Below are 17,419 nucleotides of genomic sequence, written 5' to 3' on the forward strand. Positions count from 1 at the left end.
CGAGGCTTGTCGCCGTCGGCCCGCACCGAGCCGCCCACCGCCTAAAAAATGGGGCGCGTGGACCGCCACGGCGGGCTACAGTTGGCGCCATGCGAAAGCTCATAGTCCAGCAGTGGGTTACCGTCGACAACATCGCCGCAGAGGAGGATGGCGGGCTCAGCTTTGTGTCCGGTGAGCCTTTTTCCGAGACCACCGACCCGGCGTTCAAGGCGAGCGTGATGGCGTTCATCGACTCGGTCGACACGATGATTCTGGGCGCGAATACCTACGCCCAGTCCAAGGATTACTGGCCGTACGCCGACGAACAGGGCGAATTTGGTGAGAAGCTGAACAACCTCACCAAGTTCGTCGCCTCATCGAAGCTGAATGACGCCCCCTGGGGCGATTTTCCCGCCGCGACCGTGACGCGTGACCCGGCCGCCACCATCCGGGAGCTCAAGGCGCAAGACGGCAAGGACCTCTGGCTGTGGGGAAGCATGAAACTCATGCACTTCCTGCTGGATGCCGGTGTTGTCGACGAAGTCCAAATGCGGGTCTGCCCGGTGTCACGCGGCAAGGGAACGCGCATTTTCGAGGATCGGCAGGACCTGGCGCTGGTCGAGGCCACGCCGTTCGAAAACGGCGTGGTCCTCCTGCGCTACGAGATCAAGAAATAGGCGGAAAGGCCGCCCTGGACGACGCCGTTTGTCGCCGGGAGGCGCGCCTCCCCGCCCCGGCCTGACTGCCTACGCATGATAGGGGTATGACCGAAAAATCCCTGCGCGTCCTCTACTCGATCGGCCTGGGCATCATCATCGTGCTCTTCGTTGGCCTCGGCATCGCCACCTTCTATCCAGCCCCTGAACTGTCGTCGCTGGTGGGTCTCGACGCCGCGGCCAGGCAGGCAGCCATCGACGCCCATCAGTCGGCGGTGCACGACTACAACCGCAACGTCACCATTGCGGCGCTCGTCTCCGCTCTTGTGATCCTGGGGGCCAGCATCTGGACTGAATCGAGGAAGCCACTGTTCGCCGGAGGGTTCCTGATCGGCGGCCTGCTGACGCTCATCTACGGCCTCATGCGGGGCCTGACCTCCGGGGTGACCGCAGTCGCGTTCTTCTCCGTCGCCGTCGGCCTCTTCGTGGTGGTCTATCTCGGGCATCAGCGGTTCTTCTCCGCCCGGGCCGTCGAGGCCCGGGCAAAGTCACGGGCGGAGGCCGCCTACGCCAGGACACCCATGCAGCCGCAATACGCCCCGGTACAGCAGCCCCCGTGGCCGGCTCCGTCCCCCTACGCCCAGGGACAGCCCTACCCGCCCCAGCAGGGGCAGTATCCCCCGCAGAGTCAGTACCCGCCCCAAGCGCCGACGGTACAGCAGCCGTACCCGCCGTACCCGCCGGCGCCGGGAGAGCCCGGACAGCACTAGCGCCCGGATCAGGCGGAAATCTTGTCCGCCACGCCGGAGCGGGCCGCGCGGGCCGCCGGCACGCCGTCGCCGTCCTGGCCGTACAGCCAGTCGTTGTACCGGAAGTCGTTGTCCATCCGGCTCTTGAAGAGCAGGTTGCGCAGCGTCCGGGCCAGCCCGGAGACGTGCCAGGATTCGCCCCAGACGCGGGCGGTGCGCTGGACCTTGGCGGTGCGGCCGGCACGGAGGTTGTTGAACTCCTTAATCGCGCCGTCCCAGGCGTCGGGGTTGACGCCGTCCGTGGTGAACACGGTGCCATTGCTGACGTCCTGCAGCACGGCTGCGTCCTCGAGCGCCTGGCAGGCGCCCTGGGCCAGGTACTGCAGCATCGGGTGCGCGGCGTCGCCCATCAGCACCATCCGGCCAGCCACCCAGTTTTCGATCGGATCGCGGTCGTACATGGGCCAGCGCATGCTGGTGCCCAGGTTTTTCAACGCAGCCTGGACGGCGGGGACGCAATCCTTGTACGCGGCCTCAAGCTCGTCCACTCCGCCGTATTGCTCCTCGCCACGTTCGAAGGATGCGGACTTGAAAACGGCTACGGTGTTCAGCAGCTCGCCCTTGCGCAGCGGGTACTGCACAAGGTGGCAGTCCGGTCCGAGGTAGACAATGACGTCCTCGAGGTCTGCCTTGGGTGTGTGTTCGGTGATCGGCACGGTGCCGCGGTAGGCGACGTAGGCCGAGGGAACCGGCTCGTCGCCGGCCACGAGCGGACGCAGGGTGGACTTGAGCCCGTCGGCGCCGATCACGACGTCGGCCTCGTAGTCCACGCCGGCGGCGGTGTGGGCCACTCCCCTGCCGTTCACGGTCTCCACGCTCTCGACCATGACGTCGTTGACGAGTTTCACGCCCGCCGCTTCACAGCCTTCGAGCAGGACCCGGTGCAGGTCGCTGCGGTGGATCACCACGTAGGGCGCACCGTAGCGTTCCTCGAATTCCCCGCCGAGGCTCTGGCGAGTGAGCTCCTCGCCGGTGACGGCGTCGCGGAACACCAGGTGCTTGGGCTGGACGCCAATCTCCAGGGCCTTCTCCAGCAGGCCCCAGCGCTTCAGGACCCGGGAGGCGTTGGGGGCCATTTGCAGCCCCGCGCCGACCTCGCCGAATTCGGGGGCCCGTTCCACGAGGGTGACGTTGGCGCCGTTTTCCCGCAGCGCGAGGGCTCCGGCCAGTCCGGCCATTCCCCCTCCGATGACGAGGACATCGGTGGACGAGCCGTCGGTGGACAGGGAACTGGTGGACGGGGCGTGCTCAGACATTGCTTGCTCCTGTAAGTGAGTGAGGGGTTGAGATTTTGGACTTGAGTTTGAGGCCGACGGCGGCCAGCAGGACCGCCGCGATGGCGGCTGCACCGGCGAAGGCGAGGAAATTGGAATTGACACCCAGCCCGGCGGCCAGCAGGAGGCCGCCCACCTGCGGGGCGGCCACGGCGCCGATGCGGCCCGTCCCCAGCGCCCAGCCCAGCGCGGTGCCGCGCAGGTGGCCGGGATAGTGGCTCGCGACCGCGGCGATGATGAGGCACTGCGTGCCGTGGGTGCCGACGCCGGCGAGGACCAGCATGAGATAGACGACGGTGACCGGCGGTCCCGTAACCAGCACCACGAGCGCGCCGGCGGCGACGGCGGCCGCGGCGATCGCCGTCGGAATCGGACCGAAGCGGGTCCCGGCCCAGGCCGTGATGACCGAGCCGGCCACCGCGCCCAGGTTCAGGGCCAGGGCGAAGGTCAGGGCGGACCCGAGGTTGTAGCCGGCCAGCTGCATGAGGTTGGGCAGCCAGGTTCCCAGCCCGTACCAGGCAAACAGGGTGGCGATCGTCGCCAGGGCGAACAGCACGCTGACGCCCAGGTACGGGGCGCGGAGCAGGGATTTGAAACCGGACGGCTCCTTGAGCGCATGGTCCTTGCCGGCTGTGGCGCTGACCCGTGTCAGGGTTTCCGGGAGATATTTGAGTCCGAGTGGCACCACGATCAGCAGTGCGAGCACGGCCACGAGGAACATGGATTGCCAGCCGAAGGCGGGAATCAGCTGGATGCCGACGAGGGCCGCGATCGATCCGCCGATCGGGACGCCGGACATCATCAGGGTGGCGACAGTGGACCGCCACTTGGCCGTGACAAGTTCGGCCACGAGCGCATTGGCCGAGGGCACCAGGCCGCCGAGCCCGATGCCGGCGAGGAGCCGCAGAACACCGAAGACGGGGGCGCTGGGGGCGAACGCGCACAGGATCGTGAAGATCGAAAAGACGATGGCACACCCCAGGATGGTGCGACGGCGGCCCCAGGAGTCAGCCATCCGACCGGCGAAGATCGCCCCGATCATCATGCCGACGAAGGCCATTGAGCCGATCGTTCCGGCGGTGGCCTTGTTCAGGCCCCAGCCGGTCTCAGAGATCAGGGACGACTGGACCGTGCCGTAGACGATCAGGTCGTAACCATCGAAGACCACCAGGAGCCAGCAGACGAGGACGGCCATTGCCGAGCCTTTGGAGAACCGTGATGCAGGCCCATCAGCGGTGGTCGAGCCGTCAAGACTCGGGGTTGGCCGCTCCGGCGCTGCAGCGGAAGGTGTGTGATTCATGCCACCACTGTCCTAGCCGCCGCAGGTGAACCACAATACAATTCTGATGTGCAGAACAACCCGTCAGCAAAGTCCGCCCGCAAGCCCGTTCAGAAGCGGCCGACCTATTCCATCGAGGCGGTGGACAACGCGTTGCAGCTTCTCCAGCTCCTCCGCGACGGCGGCGCGCTGCGGCTCAAGGACGCCGCCGTCGAGCTGGGCGTGGCCCCCTCCACCGCCCACCGCCTGTTGGCGATGCTGGTCTACCGGGGCTTCGCCGTCCAGGACGAAACCCGCCGCTACGTCCCCGGCCCGGCCATGGGCGTTGGGCCCGCCGGGCTGAGCTGGACCCGCATGCTCCGCACCCTCGCGCAGCCGCACATGGAGCTGCTCTCGGCGCAGCTCAACGAGACGGTCAACCTTATGGTGCGGGTGGGCACGAAAGTGCGCTTCCTGGCCACTGTGGAAGGGAACAACGTGTTGCGTGTTGGTGACCGGCAGGGAACGGTGATGCCTGCCAATAAGACGTCCGGCGGCAAGGCCATGCTTGCCGAACTGGAACCGCACATGATCGAGCAGTTGTTCCGCAGCCACAACGCTGAAATCGGCGGCGACACCATCCCGGACCAGGAATTTCCGGCATTTCTGCGCGAGCTGGAATCAATCCGCAGCAACGGGTTCGCAGCCAACTTCGAAGGCACCGAGGAGGGCGTGAGTGCCCTCGGGATGGCCCTGCACAACCGGCATGGGCACGTCGTCGGCGCGATCACCGTCGCCACTCCCGCGACCCGCTTCCGCCGGGTGTTCGACGCCGGACTCGTCCCCGCCCTGCGGGAAACCTGTCGGCAGTTGGAGATCGACATCGCCGCAAACCCGGCCGAGCCGGACTGAGTGCACCTGCGCACTGCGCGAGGAATTCTGTTGAGCAGAATATGCTCGGGGTCACACGCCGGCATCCGTAGAGTCGAACTACGCCAATAGAGTTCTGACCTACCGAGGAGGCCCACGTGTCCATCAGCGCCGAGAACACGACTCATGAATCAGTGGCCGCGGGGCACACTGTCCCGGAGCCCACGCCTGAAGAGGCTGCCCAGCTCAAGGAGCTGTACCAGGATTTTGACCGGGAGAACCTGATCCCGCTGTGGACCGAGATCGCGGACCTGATGCCGATGGTCCCGACCCCGAAGGCGGTGCCGCACGTGTGGCGGTGGAGTGATCTGTATCCGCTGGCGGCACGTGCCGGGGATCTGGTCCCGGTGGGCCGGGGCGGGGAACGCCGGGCCATTGCGCTGGCCAACCCGGGCCTGGCCGGAACCCCGTATGCGACCCCCACGCTGTGGGCGGCCATCCAGTACCTTGGTGCCCGGGAGACCGCTCCGGAGCACCGGCACTCGCAGAACGCCTTCCGGTTCGTCGTCGAGGGCGAAGGGGTCTGGACGGTGGTGAACGGGGACCCGGTACGGATGTCCCGCGGCGATTTCCTGCTGACGCCGGGCTGGAACTTCCACGGCCACCACAACGACACCGATCAGCCGATGGCCTGGATCGACGGCCTGGACATCCCGTTCGTGCACTACGCCGACGCCGGGTTCTTCGAGTTCGGCACCGAACGCGTGACCGATGAGGCCACCCCGGACATCTCCCGCTCCGAACGGCTCTGGGCGCACCCGGGCCTGCGGCCGCTCTCGGGCCTGGATGACACCACGAGCTCCCCGATCGCGGCCTACCGGTGGGAATACACCGACCGGGCACTGGCCGAGCAGCTGCTGCTCGAGGATGAGGGCCACCCGGCCACAGTTTCCCAGGGCCACGCCGCGGTCCGGTACACCAACCCCACCACCGGCGGGGACGTGATGCCGACCATCCGGGCCGAATTCCACCGCCTCCGCGCCGGCGCCGCCACGCAAAGCCTCCGTGAGGTCGGTTCCAGCGTCTGGCAGGTCTTCGAAGGCTCCGGCTCCGTGGTCCTGAACGGCGAAACCAGGACCCTGGCCAAGGGCGACCTCTTCGTGGTCCCGTCCTGGCAGGAATGGTCGCTGCAGGCCGGCACGCAGTTTGATCTGTTCCGTTTCAGTGACGCCCCCATTTTCGAACGGCTGAACTTCAACCGCACCTACATCGAAGGACGCACCAAGTAATGAAACTCCTCACCCTCCGCACTAAAAACGGCACTGCTACCGAGACCGTGGCTGTGCGCCAGGACGGCGGCACCCTGACCGAGATCGACGGCTTCGCCGACGTCGGAGAACTCCTCCGTTCAGAAGGCTGGGAGGCGACCGCGAAGAACGCGGCCGGCGCGACCCACCCGGCCGACGGCGCGGACCTCGCCCCGGTGGTCCCCTCCCCCGGCAAGATCATCTGCGTGGGCCACAACTACCGCAACCACATCAAGGAAATGGGCCGGGAAGTCCCCGAGTTCCCCACCCTGTTCGCTAAGTACCAGGAATCCCTGATCGGCCCCAACGATGACCTGGCCCTGCCGCAGGAATCCGACGCCGTCGACTGGGAAGCCGAACTCGCCGTCGTCATCGGCAAAAAGGGCCGCCGGATCCCCGAGGCCGACGCCGCGGACCACATCGCCGGCTATGCCGTGCTGAACGATGTGTCCATGCGCGACTACCAGTTCCGCACCATCCAGTGGCTGCAGGGCAAGACCTGGGAAAAGTCCACCCCGTTCGGGCCGGCCCTGGTCACCAAGGACGAATTTACCGCCGGGCCGCTGATGACCTCGTCGGTGGACGGCGAGATCCAGCAGAGCACCCCGACCGGCGATCTCGTCTTCACCCCCGAGTTCCTGGTCTCCTACATTTCCACCATCATCACGCTGAACCCGGGCGATGTGATCGCGACCGGCACCCCCGGCGGGGTGGGCCACGCCCAGGACCCGAAGCGCTACCTGCAGGAAGGCCAGCTCCTGGTCACCACCATCGAGGGACTGGGCCAGCTGAAGAACCGCGTCATCAAGGAAGCCTGATGGTTGCCCGCGAGGACCAGACCACGGACCCGGAGCTGCTCGCGGCGCTGCTCCAGGCCCGGCGCGGCACCGCGTTCTTCGCCCGCAAGCTCAACGAGCTCAGTGACGCGGAGCTCGACGGCGACTCGCTGCTGCCGGGCTGGACCCGCCGCCACATCACCGCGCACATCGGCTACAACGCCCGGGCCATCGCGCGCCTGGCCGAGTGGGCGGCCACCGGGGTCGAAACCCCGATGTATGCCTCCACCGCGGTCCGGGACCACGAGATCGACTTCGGCGCCACGCTGAGCCCGATCGCGCTGCGGCACCTGTTCGACCACTCCGCCGTGCACCTGAACGTCGAATGGCGCGACCTCCCGTCGGACGCCTGGCACCACACGGTCCGCACAATCCAGGGCCGCGAAGTGCCCGCCACCGAAACCGTCTGGATGCGCAGCCGCGAAGTCTGGATGCACGCCGTCGACCTCGCCAACGGCGCCAGCTTCGCCGACATCCCAGCACCCGTGCTGGAGCGGCTGCTGACGGACATCACCGGCGCCTGGAAAACCCGCGGCACCGACAAGGACCTCATCGTCAAGGTCACGGACCGCGGCCTGACGTTCGGGGACACGGCCTCGGCGACCCCTACGGTGGTCTCCGGACCGCTCGCCGCCGTCGTCGAATGGGCCGCCGGCCGCGGCACCAGCGGCGTCACCGCCACCGGGCCCGGCACTGCAGACCTGGACGGCAAGGTCCCAGCCGCCCCGAAGTGGATCTGAGCACTGGCTAAACGGTCGCAAAAGCGGAAGGCCCCCTCGGTGAGGGGGCCTTCCGCTTTCGTGCCTGGTTGCCGGCGCCCGGGGGGCCCTTTGCGGGCAATGTTTGACGCCGGAGCCCTGGTTGACGGCGTGTCCGCGCCAAAGTGCCCCCGGACCGCGGCCGGACCCGGGACCGCGGTCCGGCCCAGGGGCTGCGGTCCGGCCCAGGGGCTGCGGCCAGGCCCGAGGCCAAAGGCAGCCTCAGCCCAGGTGGACGACTGGCGTGTCGCCGTCGGTGCCGGTGAACTTCCTGCGGTCGATGGTGATGAGCAGCAGGGCAATCGGGGTGATCAGGATCGCGACGCCTGCGGCCCAGAGGAACACCATGGCATAGCCTGCAGAGAGGGCCGCCAGCGTCACGCCGCCGGCCGAGGCTGCTGCGGCGATGCTGCTGAACAGGGCGATGCCTAGCGAGCCGCCGATTTGCTGCGAGGCGTTGACCAACGCGCTGGCCACGCCGGAGTCATCCTTGTCCACGCCGAACAGGGCGAGGTTCTGCATGGGCACGAACACCATGCCCAGCCCGATGCCGAGGAGGAGCAGCGCCGGCAGCATGTTGACGAAGTAGCTGCCCTCGGCACTGACCTGGGTGAGCCACAGCATCGCAGCCGCCATGAAGACCGGCCCCACGGCCGTCGGGATCTTGGCCCCCAGTTTCGGCAGGTTCTTCGCGACAAGCGCTGCCGTGATGATCACCGCGACCGTCATCGGCAGCGAAGCCAGCCCCGCGAGGAACGGAGCGAAGCCCAGCACGATCTGGATGTAGAAGTTGATAAACAGGATGCCGCCAATGAGGACAGCGCCGGAAAGGAACGACGCCAGGAAGGCGGCCGCGCGGTTTCGTTCGGTGGCCACGCGCAGCGGCAGGAGCGGATGCCTGACTTTGGTCTCGACCAGGACGAAGAGTGCCATGAGAACTACGCCGGCGGCAATGAAGCCCCAGGCTTCGGGGGCATCCCAGCCATGCTCCGCGTTGGTGAAGCCGTAGACAAGGGATCCCAGGCCGAGGGCTGCCAGAATGACCCCGGGCCAGTCGTACTTGGTGGACCCCTGGGCCTTGCTTTCACTGACCAGTGACCACACACCGAAGAGGGCGATGGCGGCGATCGGCACATTCACGAAGAAGCACCAGCGCCAGCTCACGTGTTCGGTCAGGAACCCGCCCAGCAGGACACCGGCGGCGGCACCGACGCCGGTGATGGAGCCGAAGATCGCGAACGCCGTGCCGCGGTCTTTTCCTCCCGGAAAGGCGACGGTCAGGAGCGCCAAGGCAGCAGGGGCCAGCAGGGCAGCGAACACGCCCTGCAGCGTGCGGGCGCCGATCAGTTCCCAGGGCTGCTGCGCGATGCCGCCGATCAAGGACGCAACGGCGAAGCCGACGGCGGCCACGATGAACGTGCGCTTGCGGCCCCAGAAGTCTGCAATGCGGCCACCGAGCAGCAGGAAAGCACCGAAGGACAGCGCGTAGGCGGTCACCACCCAGGATCGCGTCGAGTCGCTGATGCCCATCTCGAGCTGGAGACGCGGCAGTGCCAGGTTGACGATCGTGCCGTCCAGTACCACCATGAACTGCGCGAGGGCAAGGAACACCAGCGCCCACCAGCGGTTCCTTGGCCTGCTCCCCCGCCTGACGACTGACTCTTCCAACTGTGTTGCCATACCCATGTCCCATCCTCCAAAGTAGTAATACTTATAAAAGTATAACTATCGAGGATAGAAGGCCTGGACCGTTGCGAGGGGTGATGTGCGCTACTCGGGTTCGGAGAGTAGCGAGGCGAGGCGCTGCAGGGCGGGCAGGCTCGCGGCAATTTGCTCGCGCTCTTCAGGCAGCAGCCGGTAACTGGCCGATTCCAGCGCCTCCGCCCACGCGCCCTCGAGGAGCGCCTTGATCCGCTGGGATTCCGCCGTGGGGTGGAGGGCGACGTAGCGCTTGTCCGCGGCGTCGCGGATCCTGGTGACCAGCCCCGCCGCGACCAGCTCACGCAGCTGGACGCTGACGTTGCTGAACTGCCGGCCCAGACGGGAGGCGACTTCCGCGACGGTGATGCCGGGGTGGCCTTCGATGACCCGGAGGATTTCCAGCACGCCGTTGGACAGCGGCCGGACGCCCGTGTCATTGTGCGATTTCCGCCGGACGTCGGAGGAAATGTCGATCACCGCGACGGCCAGGGCCCGGTGGTCGACGGCTTTCGCCAGCCCTTCGCATGCGCCAATACTTTCCATTCCATAAGCATAGGCGTCCACTCTGCGACGGCGGGCTTAGCCTTCGTCGCAGAGCAGGTGGTACCAGTTGTCGGCGAGCACCTCGAGGGCGTGTTCGCGGTTTGGTTCAAACTTCCGTCGTGTCCAGAGCGTGGCCACGTAGTCGAGCGAGGTGAAGGCAAGGGTGCCGCGAATGTGGTGCGTCTCCTCGGAGAAGCGCCCTGCCAGCTCCATTCCGCGCACGAGGTCGGAGATGACCTCCTCATGCCATCCTTCGACTAAGGCGCGCACCTCGCGATCGACGGCGGCGGCCTCCTCGAGCACGTCGAGGTACGGGCGGAAAACCGGCCAGAGCGCCGCCCGCGACTCCAGCCAGGCCAGGATGCCCGGCAGCTCGCCTGCGCGGACGACGTCGACGAGGTCTGCCGCCGTCGATCCCCGGTCGGGGCCGTCCGCGCGGTCCAGCACGGCATTGACGCGCGCCATGAAGTCCCGCATCAGGTCGCTGCGCGTGGGGTAGTAGGCGTAAAAAGTCACCCGGGTGGTGCCGGCCGCAGCGGCGATCTCATCGATCGTCGTAGCGGCGTAGCCTTTCTCGGTGAAGAGTTCCAGCGCCCGTTCGACGATCACGTCGCGGGTCAGCTGCTTCTGGGCTTCTCGCAACGACGACATGGATCAATCCTAACGGTGTTGCGCGGCGTCAGGCGCGAGCGGGCGCCGCACGCAGCGCGGCCGGACCGGCGTCGGCCAACCGGCGCAGCTTGGGGACTGGGATCCGGTAGTTGATCGCAGCGGCGGTGCCGGAACCGTCCGCGTTGTCCCAGCGAAGCAGCATCGAGTCCGCACCCCCGCCGGACTCGCAGTAGTCGGGAGCCCCGAGGGCCGGCGCGAAGCCCACCGACTTGAGCGAGAGGCCGAATGCCTCGGTCCAGAAGTACGGCTGGAAATTGAACTCGGGCGCCGCGTCACCCCTGAGCAGACCGACGCCGGCGATCTTGGCCTGGTCGATGGCGCTGGTCCACAGGGGCACCCGTTCCACCCCGCGGCGGGTCGGGAAGGACGCCACGTCGCCGGCGGCGACGATGTCCGGCCGGAGCCTGCCGCGCGAATCGACGCGCAGCTGTCCGTCGACGAGGAGGTTCGAGCCAGCGAGCCAGCCGGTGTTCGGCTCATCGCCGATGGCGGTGACCACGAGATCAGCCTCCAGCTCGGTGCCGTTGGCCAGAACCACCTTTACCCCGGCACCGTGATCGACAAGCCGGGCCTTCCCGCCGCCAACCACCCGCAGTCCGCGCCGGATGGCGGCGGAGGTGAAGATGTCCGCCAGATGGTCGCCGAGCTGACGCGCCAGGGGCTTGACGTCGGCGACGAGGCTGACCTCGCAGCCCACGTGCACGCAACCGGACGCGACCTCCATGCCCAGTGCTCCGCCGCCGATCACGATAACCGAGGGGCGCGATGCGACGCGTTCCTTAAGAAGGATCGCATCTTCGATGGTGCGCAGAGTGAGTTCCCGGAGGTGGCCGTCCTGTTGCGGTGGCGCTGCTCCCTTCTTTTGCGTATTTCGCGCAGCCGCATCGAGTCGCTTTGCCCGGGAACCGGAAGCGATGACGAGGCCGTCATACGCCAGCTCCCCTCCCCCGTCCAGGCGCACAATCCGGGCCTCGACGTCCAGGCCCGTGGCGCTGACCCCGAGCAGCTCCGTTGCTTCGTGGGTCGGCTCGGGGAGCACATGCGCTTGGAGTCCACCGTCACCGTTCCCGTCGGCACTGTTCTCCTCGACAGCGTGCAGCAGCGCCTTGGAGAGGGCCGGCCGGCTGTAGGGCTGGTGGCGCTCCGCGCCCACAACAGTGAGCTCACCGTCGAAGCCGGCCGAGCGCAGCGAGTCGCAGGCCGTGAGTCCGGCGATGCCGTTGCCGACCACCACGATTTTTCGCATCGTCATGCCGCGGCCAATCGCAGTGCGGCAACCGGGCAGACCCTTACCGCCGCCTTCGCGGCGTCCAGGTCAGCCCCTTCCACGTCCGGGACGTCGAGTACCAGCTCGCCGTCGTCGTCGAGGTGCATCAGCCGGGGCGCGGCTTCTTCGCAGAGGCCGTGTCCCTCGCAGCGCGGCCGGTCGAGGTGGATCCTCATGCTGCCACCACCTTGGCGACCTGGAGCGATTCGAGGCTTCGCGTGATGTTGCTCGGCTCCCGGACCTCGTCGGAGATCGTCAGCGTTTTCACCCTGCGGGCAAGCGCCTCAATGATCGCATGCGCTTCCAGTTTCGCCAGGCCCTGGCCGGCGCAGCCGTGCGGTCCGTAGCCGAACGACAGGTGGTCCACGGGGTTCCGCATCACGTCGAAGGTGTCGGGATCCTCGTAGTGCCGCGGGTCGCGGTTGCCGGCGCCAAAGAGGATGCCCACCTGGGCACCTGCGGGAATCGTGACGCCTTCGATCTCCACGTCGCGCATGGCCTTGCGGCCCCAGATGTGGACCGGGGCCCAGTAGCGCAGCACTTCGGCGAACGCTGCGGGGACCAGTTCCGGGTTCCTCCGGACCAGTTCGAACTGCTCCGGGTGGCGACCGAACAGCGCAATGATGTTCCCGATTGACGCGATTGTCGTATCAACGCCGGCTCCCAGGTATTGGTGGATGATGTGCCCCGCAGAGCCTTGGGGAATGTCGCCGCGTGTCTCGGCATCGAAAATACCTCGGCCGATTGAGCCGGGTGTGAGGTCTTCTGCGGTGACCGACGAGCACCAGCCGTAGAGCTCGCCGGCGATCGGGAAGCTCTCCTGGGTGCGCTGGTTCAGCGGGCCGATGACCTGCATAGCGGCCTGGCCCCAGCGCAGCATGTTGTCCTTGACGTGCCCGCTGAAGCCAATGAGGTCGGCAACGATTTCGATCGGGAAGGCCCGAGCCAGGGAATCGATGGCCTCGAAGCTGCCGCTGGCGGCGAGCTCGGCGACGAGCTTGTCCGCCTTTTCGTCGATGACGACTTTCAGGCCGCGGAGCGCCCGGGGGGTGAGGTTCTGTGACAGCGTGGCGCGGAGCTGCGTGTGAATGGGCGGGTCGGAGGCGAGGGAGGTGCCCTGCAGGGCCTCGTTCACCATGGGGTTGAAGCCGATGCTGGTGGACGAGAAGGTCTCCGGATCACCGAGTGCGTCGCGGATGACGTCGTAGCGTGTCAGGACGTACATGTCGTTCTTGGGGAGGTGGACCACTGCGGCCTGCTCGCGGAGCGCGGCGTAGGTGGGGTAAGGGTCGACCAGGACGTCGTCGTCCCAGATGTCGATGCCGGATTCGGTGGGTGCAGTCATGGTGTTCTCCTTATGGATGGTAGGTGGTCGGCCCGGGGCCGGAGGCCGTCTGGCTTAGACGATCGCTTCGGCATTGGCTTCGGTGGTTTTCGAGGTCTCCGCGATGGCATCCGGCGTAGGTGCCGAGGAACGTGCGGAGATGAAGAGGGTGAGAATAGCGGAGAGGGCCGCCGAGATGCCCGCGGCCAGGTACACGGTCTGGAAGCCCTGGCCAAGGGACGTCCCGGCCACGCCCTGGATCTGCTGCTGCGCGGAGCCGAGGGCCTTGACCATGCCGTCGACGGCCTGGGCCGGTGCGCCGCTGGCCGTTGCCTGGCCGGAGAACTGCGCGATGACGCCATCCCAGCCTGAGAGGTAGCCCAATGGCGGCACGTTCGAGAGTCCGGCGACGGCGTCGGCCGGCAGCCCTAACCCGCCGAGGATCCCGGCGAGGGGTGCCGCGAAGACGGTGGCGCCGATTCCGAAGGCGATGGCTGAGCCGATGACGGGGCCCAGGGCGAACCCGAGGTCGCGCAGGAGGTTGGTCGTGGCAGAGGCCATGCCGATGTGCTGCGGCTGCACGGTGTTGATGGCCACGGCAGTGATGGAGCCGACCGTGAGCGCGAACCCGATGCCCAAAAGCAGGAGCGGCGGAATGAAGGCCGTCCAGGGAGTTCCGCCGAAGGCTTCCGGCGTGCCCAGGGAGAACGTCGAGAGCCAGTAGGCGGAGACGGCCATGAATGCGAAGCCCGCGGTGAGCACCCAGCGCGGGGCCACGTGGTGGATGAGCCAGCCCACCACCGGGATGAAGGCGAAGGCCGGGCCCTGGATGAAGACGAACAGCACGCCGACCTTCCAGGCTTCGGCGAGGGCAAGTCCGCCGACGGCGACGCTGGTGCTGTAGCAGACCGCGAGGAAAGCGAACATGCCGGTGACGGCAACAACACCCGTGATTGAGTAGGCGCTGTTCTTGAACAGCGACAGGTGAATGAGTGGCTGCCGGGTGCGTGTTTCGATGATGACGAAGGCGACCAGGAGGATGCCGCCCGCGATGTAGCTTGCGATCACCTCGGTGCTGCCGAATCCGGCGTCGACTGCCTGCACGGTGGCGAAGAGGACAGCGATCAGGCCAAGCGCGAGCGTGATCTGGCCGGGGATGTCCAACTTGCGTCCGTCGGCTGCTGCGGAGTCCTGCGCCCGGACAGCGACGATGAGGACAGCGACGGCGATCGCGGCGGCAATGTAATAGGCAACGCGCCACCCACTGAAGGCGTTGGGCGCGCCCGCCGCGGGACCCGCCACGGTGAAGGCTTGTGCCGTCAGGCCTGCCAGCATTGGTGAGATCACTGCACCAAGGGACAGAAACCCCGCCCAGGTGGCGATAACCTTCGCCCGGGCGCGATGGTCCGGGGTGATGGCCGCGATCATGGACAGCGAAATGGGGAAGAGTATGCCCGCCCCGATGCCGCCCACCGCCTGCGCCGCGATCATCATCTCGGTGGTTGACGCCAGCGCAGCCAGCACGGAGCCGACGACGCTGACCACAGCGCCCGCGTAGAGCAGCTTCTTGCGTCCGAACAGGTCGCCCAGGAGCCCCCAGCTGAGCTCAAACACCACGATGCCCATCATGAACATGCCTGCGATCCAGGTCAGGCCTGCGCCCGAGGTGTGGAATTCCACGGCAAAGGTGCCGTTGAGGGCGCCCGGCAGTGCATTGGTGATTTGGGCCAGCGTGACGGCGCTGTAAGCGGCTATGAAGGTGGCTCGAACCGAGCTGCGGCTCGGCGCCGAAATTGTCTGACTCATCGATGAAACTCCTTTGTTTCCGGTCGATTCTCCGGTGAAGCGCCAGGGCTAGTGCCCTACCGGAGCAGGAGCCGGCAGGCGGAGGTGGGTGTGGCGCTCCCCACAGTTTGGTGTCAAGGTTTACAGAATGTCAAGAACATTTACTGAACGTCGGCTTCATGAGCGCTCCGATTCTTGCCGCGCTTACGCTTTGAACGTTTTCTTGACACGCTGTAAAGAAAGATGTGATGCTGGCTACACCGCAACGGGGCTACGGCACGGTCAGACACCGCGGCGCCCTACATTCAGCACCCGATCTTCAAGGGAGAAGCCAAGTGAGTCACACCAAACCCGTCGTTAGCGGTGGCGCGTTCCACGCCTCCGCCGGGCAAACCGTCAATACGGTATTGGGTCCCGTCCCCGCCTCGGAACTGGGCGTTGTCGCGCTCCACGAGGCCTTGCTGTCGGTGGTCCCGGGCGCCCAGTACGCACCGGACATCTCCATGGACCGGGCGGAGATCTTCGAGGCCCTGGCGGCCAAGCTCAAGGACTTCCGCGCGCACGGCGGCCAGACGATCGTCGACAGCACCGGCATGTTCCACGGCCGCGACCTCAAGCTCTACGAGGCGTTGTCCCGCTCCACCGGCGTCCACATCGTCGCCTCCACGGGCCTGGGCCCGGAGGAAGAACTCGGCGGATACTTCCTGACGCCGCAGACCAACCCGCCCACCCCGTGGCCGGCCGAAAAGTTCGGCGATCTCTTCGGCAAGGAGGTTACTGAGGGGATGGTGGTTCCCCGGGTCGAGCGCCGCGCCGCCGCCGGGATCGTCGCAACCGTTGCCGACCGCGCCGGCATGACCCCGACCGAGGAAAGCCTGTTCCGCGGCTCCGCCCGCGCCGCCAGGAACACCGGCGTCCCGGTCTCCATCCGCTTCGGCGCCGATGCCCTGCACGATCTGGACATCGTCCTGGACGAGCAGATCGGAGCCGACCGGGTGATCGTCGGCGATCTGGACCGCAAGGACTCCGCCGGCTCCGCCATTGCGGTGGCCGGCCGGGGAGCCTTCGTCGGCATCGACCACGTGGGCCTGAACGACCACCCGGACTACCTCACCGACCACGATCGCGCCGAACTGGTGCTCGGGCTCGTCAAGGCCGGCCATGCCAACAGGATCATCCTGTCGGGCAACTCGATCGGCGTTGCCAAGGGCCTGCCGGAGTACAACCTGCCCTACAGCCACGTCCTGACGACGTTCGTGCCGTTCCTCAAGGCCCGCGGCCTGAGCGAAGAAGACGCCCAGCGCATCCTCGTGGACAACCCGCGCAACCTGCTGACCGTGCGCTAGGCACGCGTCGGCCCCCACACACATCAAGCTTTTCGAACCCCTGAGGTGAACGAATGACCAAGGTCAACACCGTGCTGGGAACCATCCCGGCCGAAGAACTGGAAATCGTGGCGGTCCACGAACATATCGGCTACGGCATGCCCGGGTCTGAACTGGACACCAAGTGGTGGAAGTCGCCGGAGCAGGCTTACGAGGAAACCGTGCCAAAGCTGCGGAAGTTCCGCGAATACGGCGGCGGAACCTTCGTGGACGCCACGGGCATCTGCAACGGCCGCGACGTCGACTACTACAAGTCCCTGTCCCAGAAGACGGGCGTGCACATCGTTGCCTGCACCGGCTTCGTCGGCGGCGACACCGCCCTGCCGCACTTCTCCCGCGCCACCGTGGACTACCTCACGAAGGTGTTCATCCACGAGATCACCGTCGGCATCGGCAACACAGGCGCCAAGGCCGGCGTCATCAAGGTCGGCGTGAGCCGCGGCGGACGCATGACGGACCTGGACAAGCGCATTTACCGGGCCGCGGCCCGCGCCGCCGTCGTCACCGGAGCACCCATCCTGACCCACCTGGCCATCGACCCCGAACCGGCGGTGACCATCTTCAACGAAGAGGGCCTCGGGCTGGACCGCGTGCTCTTCGGCCACGCCGACGACGGCCTAAACGCTCCGATCACCCCGCACGATTGGATCTACGAGCAGGGCGGCCGCATCGGCTTCGACACCTTCGGCTACGACCTCGAGCTGCCGGATCCGCCGTTTTGGGGCCGCAAACGCGCCGAACGCATGCAGCACTTCGTCAACCTGGTGAACAAGGGCTATGCGGACAGGCTCCTCGTCTCGGCCGACGCGAACTGCAGCCCGCTGGGCTGGCCGGGCGTGAAGGGCCACACCATCAACTACATCTTCGAGGACATGATCCCCGACATGCGCGCGGCCGGCATCGACGACGCCACCCTCAAACTCCTGCTCGAGGACAACCCGGCCGACTTCCTGTCGCTTCACGCCTGATCCCGGACAGGCCACCACAACCTGCCC

At 66.9% G+C, this 17,419-nt stretch carries 17 protein-coding genes; 8 read left to right on the forward strand and 9 right to left on the reverse strand.

Annotation, left to right across the window (positions count from 1 at the left end; translation table 11 throughout):
- Positions 1 to 89: 89 nt before the first annotated feature.
- Positions 90 to 656: a dihydrofolate reductase family protein gene (locus C566_RS0103055; RefSeq protein ID WP_018772861.1), complete on the forward strand. Its 567-nt coding sequence runs from the start codon at positions 90 to 92 to the stop codon at positions 654 to 656.
- An 86-nt stretch (positions 657 to 742) separates the two neighbouring features.
- Entirely contained in the window at positions 743 to 1,405 is a 663-nt protein-coding gene (locus C566_RS0103060; protein WP_026266324.1) for a hypothetical protein, read from the forward strand.
- Between the two features lie 8 nt (positions 1,406 to 1,413).
- On the opposite strand, the gene C566_RS0103065 is transcribed toward C566_RS0103060, so the two are convergent.
- Entirely contained in the window at positions 1,414 to 2,700 is a 1,287-nt protein-coding gene (locus tag C566_RS0103065) for an FAD-dependent oxidoreductase (protein WP_018772862.1), read from the reverse strand.
- A complete protein-coding gene (locus tag C566_RS0103070; protein ID WP_018772863.1) occupies positions 2,693 to 3,913 on the reverse strand; it encodes an MFS transporter in 1,221 nt (406 codons plus the stop codon). Before C566_RS0103070 ends, C566_RS0103065 begins: the two co-directional genes overlap by 8 nt.
- Positions 3,914 to 4,066: 153 nt before the next feature.
- Here C566_RS0103070 and C566_RS0103075 point away from each other — a divergent pair, with 153 nt between their 5' ends.
- The 4 genes from C566_RS0103075 to C566_RS0103090 all read left to right on the forward strand — a co-directional run bounded on the left by C566_RS0103075 (position 4,067) and on the right by C566_RS0103090 (position 7,729).
- The gene (locus C566_RS0103075; protein WP_018772864.1) at positions 4,067 to 4,888 is read left to right on the forward strand and encodes an IclR family transcriptional regulator; all 822 of its coding nucleotides are present in this window, start codon (positions 4,067 to 4,069) and stop codon (positions 4,886 to 4,888) included.
- A 116-nt stretch (positions 4,889 to 5,004) separates the two neighbouring features.
- Positions 5,005 to 6,135 (forward strand): cupin domain-containing protein, encoded by a 1,131-nt coding sequence (locus C566_RS0103080; protein WP_018772865.1) that lies wholly within the window; start codon positions 5,005 to 5,007, stop codon positions 6,133 to 6,135.
- Positions 6,135 to 6,971, forward strand: a complete 837-nt coding sequence (locus tag C566_RS0103085; RefSeq protein WP_018772866.1) for a fumarylacetoacetate hydrolase family protein — start codon at positions 6,135 to 6,137, stop codon at positions 6,969 to 6,971. Before C566_RS0103080 ends, C566_RS0103085 begins: the two co-directional genes overlap by 1 nt.
- Positions 6,971 to 7,729, forward strand: coding sequence for a maleylpyruvate isomerase family mycothiol-dependent enzyme (locus C566_RS0103090; RefSeq protein WP_018772867.1), 759 nt, complete (start codon positions 6,971 to 6,973; stop codon positions 7,727 to 7,729). The genes C566_RS0103085 and C566_RS0103090 overlap by 1 nt, the downstream gene beginning before the upstream one ends.
- Before the next feature lie 240 nt (positions 7,730 to 7,969).
- On the opposite strand, the gene C566_RS0103095 is transcribed toward C566_RS0103090, so the two are convergent.
- The 7 genes from C566_RS0103095 to C566_RS0103125 all read right to left on the reverse strand — a co-directional run bounded on the left by C566_RS0103095 (position 7,970) and on the right by C566_RS0103125 (position 15,060).
- Positions 7,970 to 9,427 (reverse strand): MFS transporter, encoded by a 1,458-nt coding sequence (locus C566_RS0103095; protein ID WP_026266326.1) that lies wholly within the window; start codon positions 9,425 to 9,427, stop codon positions 7,970 to 7,972.
- Positions 9,428 to 9,517: 90 nt separating this feature from the next.
- Complete coding sequence (locus tag C566_RS0103100) at positions 9,518 to 9,991, reverse strand: MarR family winged helix-turn-helix transcriptional regulator (protein WP_018772869.1); 474 nt, start codon at positions 9,989 to 9,991, stop codon at positions 9,518 to 9,520.
- A gap of 36 nt (positions 9,992 to 10,027) precedes the next feature.
- On the reverse strand, positions 10,028 to 10,642 hold the full coding sequence (locus tag C566_RS0103105) for a TetR/AcrR family transcriptional regulator (RefSeq protein WP_018772870.1): 615 nt from the start codon (positions 10,640 to 10,642) through the stop codon (positions 10,028 to 10,030).
- Positions 10,643 to 10,670: 28 nt separating this feature from the next.
- Positions 10,671 to 11,915, reverse strand: coding sequence for an NAD(P)/FAD-dependent oxidoreductase (locus tag C566_RS0103110; RefSeq protein ID WP_018772871.1), 1,245 nt, complete (start codon positions 11,913 to 11,915; stop codon positions 10,671 to 10,673).
- Positions 11,912 to 12,106 carry a ferredoxin gene (locus C566_RS0103115; protein ID WP_018772872.1) on the reverse strand — a complete coding sequence of 65 codons (195 nt, stop codon included), beginning with the start codon at positions 12,104 to 12,106 and terminating at the stop codon, positions 11,912 to 11,914. The genes C566_RS0103110 and C566_RS0103115 overlap by 4 nt, the downstream gene beginning before the upstream one ends.
- A complete protein-coding gene (locus C566_RS0103120; protein WP_018772873.1) occupies positions 12,103 to 13,275 on the reverse strand; it encodes a cytochrome P450 in 1,173 nt (390 codons plus the stop codon). The genes C566_RS0103115 and C566_RS0103120 overlap by 4 nt, the downstream gene beginning before the upstream one ends.
- Positions 13,276 to 13,329: 54 nt before the next feature.
- A complete protein-coding gene (locus C566_RS0103125) occupies positions 13,330 to 15,060 on the reverse strand; it encodes an MFS transporter (RefSeq protein ID WP_018772874.1) in 1,731 nt (576 codons plus the stop codon).
- A gap of 314 nt (positions 15,061 to 15,374) precedes the next feature.
- On the opposite strand from C566_RS0103125, the gene C566_RS0103130 reads away from it, so the two are divergent.
- Positions 15,375 to 16,385 (forward strand): phosphotriesterase, encoded by a 1,011-nt coding sequence (locus C566_RS0103130; protein ID WP_018772875.1) that lies wholly within the window; start codon positions 15,375 to 15,377, stop codon positions 16,383 to 16,385.
- A 53-nt stretch (positions 16,386 to 16,438) separates the two neighbouring features.
- On the forward strand, positions 16,439 to 17,392 hold the full coding sequence (locus tag C566_RS0103135; RefSeq protein ID WP_018772876.1) for an aryldialkylphosphatase: 954 nt from the start codon (positions 16,439 to 16,441) through the stop codon (positions 17,390 to 17,392).
- Positions 17,393 to 17,419: the final 27 nt, after the last annotated feature.

Source organism: Arthrobacter sp. 131MFCol6.1, assembly GCF_000374925.1.
Taxonomy (GTDB): Bacteria; Actinomycetota; Actinomycetes; order Actinomycetales; family Micrococcaceae; genus Arthrobacter.

Bases quoted from the DNA above. Each gene is read 5' to 3' on its own strand.
- C566_RS0103110 (WP_018772871.1), bottom strand. From the start codon at position 11,915: ATGACGATGCGAAAAATCGTGGTGGTCGGCAACGGCATCGCCGGACTC.
- C566_RS0103060 (WP_026266324.1), top strand. From the start codon at position 743: ATGACCGAAAAATCCCTGCGCGTCCTCTACTCGATCGGCCTGGGCATC.
- C566_RS0103100 (WP_018772869.1), bottom strand. From the start codon at position 9,991: ATGGAAAGTATTGGCGCATGCGAAGGGCTGGCGAAAGCCGTCGACCAC.
- C566_RS0103090 (WP_018772867.1), top strand. From the start codon at position 6,971: ATGGTTGCCCGCGAGGACCAGACCACGGACCCGGAGCTGCTCGCGGCG.
- C566_RS0103095 (WP_026266326.1), bottom strand. From the start codon at position 9,427: ATGGCAACACAGTTGGAAGAGTCAGTCGTCAGGCGGGGGAGCAGGCCA.
- C566_RS0103085 (WP_018772866.1), top strand. From the start codon at position 6,135: ATGAAACTCCTCACCCTCCGCACTAAAAACGGCACTGCTACCGAGACC.
- C566_RS0103135 (WP_018772876.1), top strand. From the start codon at position 16,439: ATGACCAAGGTCAACACCGTGCTGGGAACCATCCCGGCCGAAGAACTG.
- C566_RS0103105 (WP_018772870.1), bottom strand. From the start codon at position 10,642: ATGTCGTCGTTGCGAGAAGCCCAGAAGCAGCTGACCCGCGACGTGATC.
- C566_RS0103120 (WP_018772873.1), bottom strand. From the start codon at position 13,275: ATGACTGCACCCACCGAATCCGGCATCGACATCTGGGACGACGACGTC.
- C566_RS0103055 (WP_018772861.1), top strand. From the start codon at position 90: ATGCGAAAGCTCATAGTCCAGCAGTGGGTTACCGTCGACAACATCGCC.
- C566_RS0103125 (WP_018772874.1), bottom strand. From the start codon at position 15,060: ATGAGTCAGACAATTTCGGCGCCGAGCCGCAGCTCGGTTCGAGCCACC.
- C566_RS0103115 (WP_018772872.1), bottom strand. From the start codon at position 12,106: ATGAGGATCCACCTCGACCGGCCGCGCTGCGAGGGACACGGCCTCTGC.
- C566_RS0103065 (WP_018772862.1), bottom strand. From the start codon at position 2,700: ATGTCTGAGCACGCCCCGTCCACCAGTTCCCTGTCCACCGACGGCTCG.
- C566_RS0103070 (WP_018772863.1), bottom strand. From the start codon at position 3,913: ATGGCCGTCCTCGTCTGCTGGCTCCTGGTGGTCTTCGATGGTTACGAC.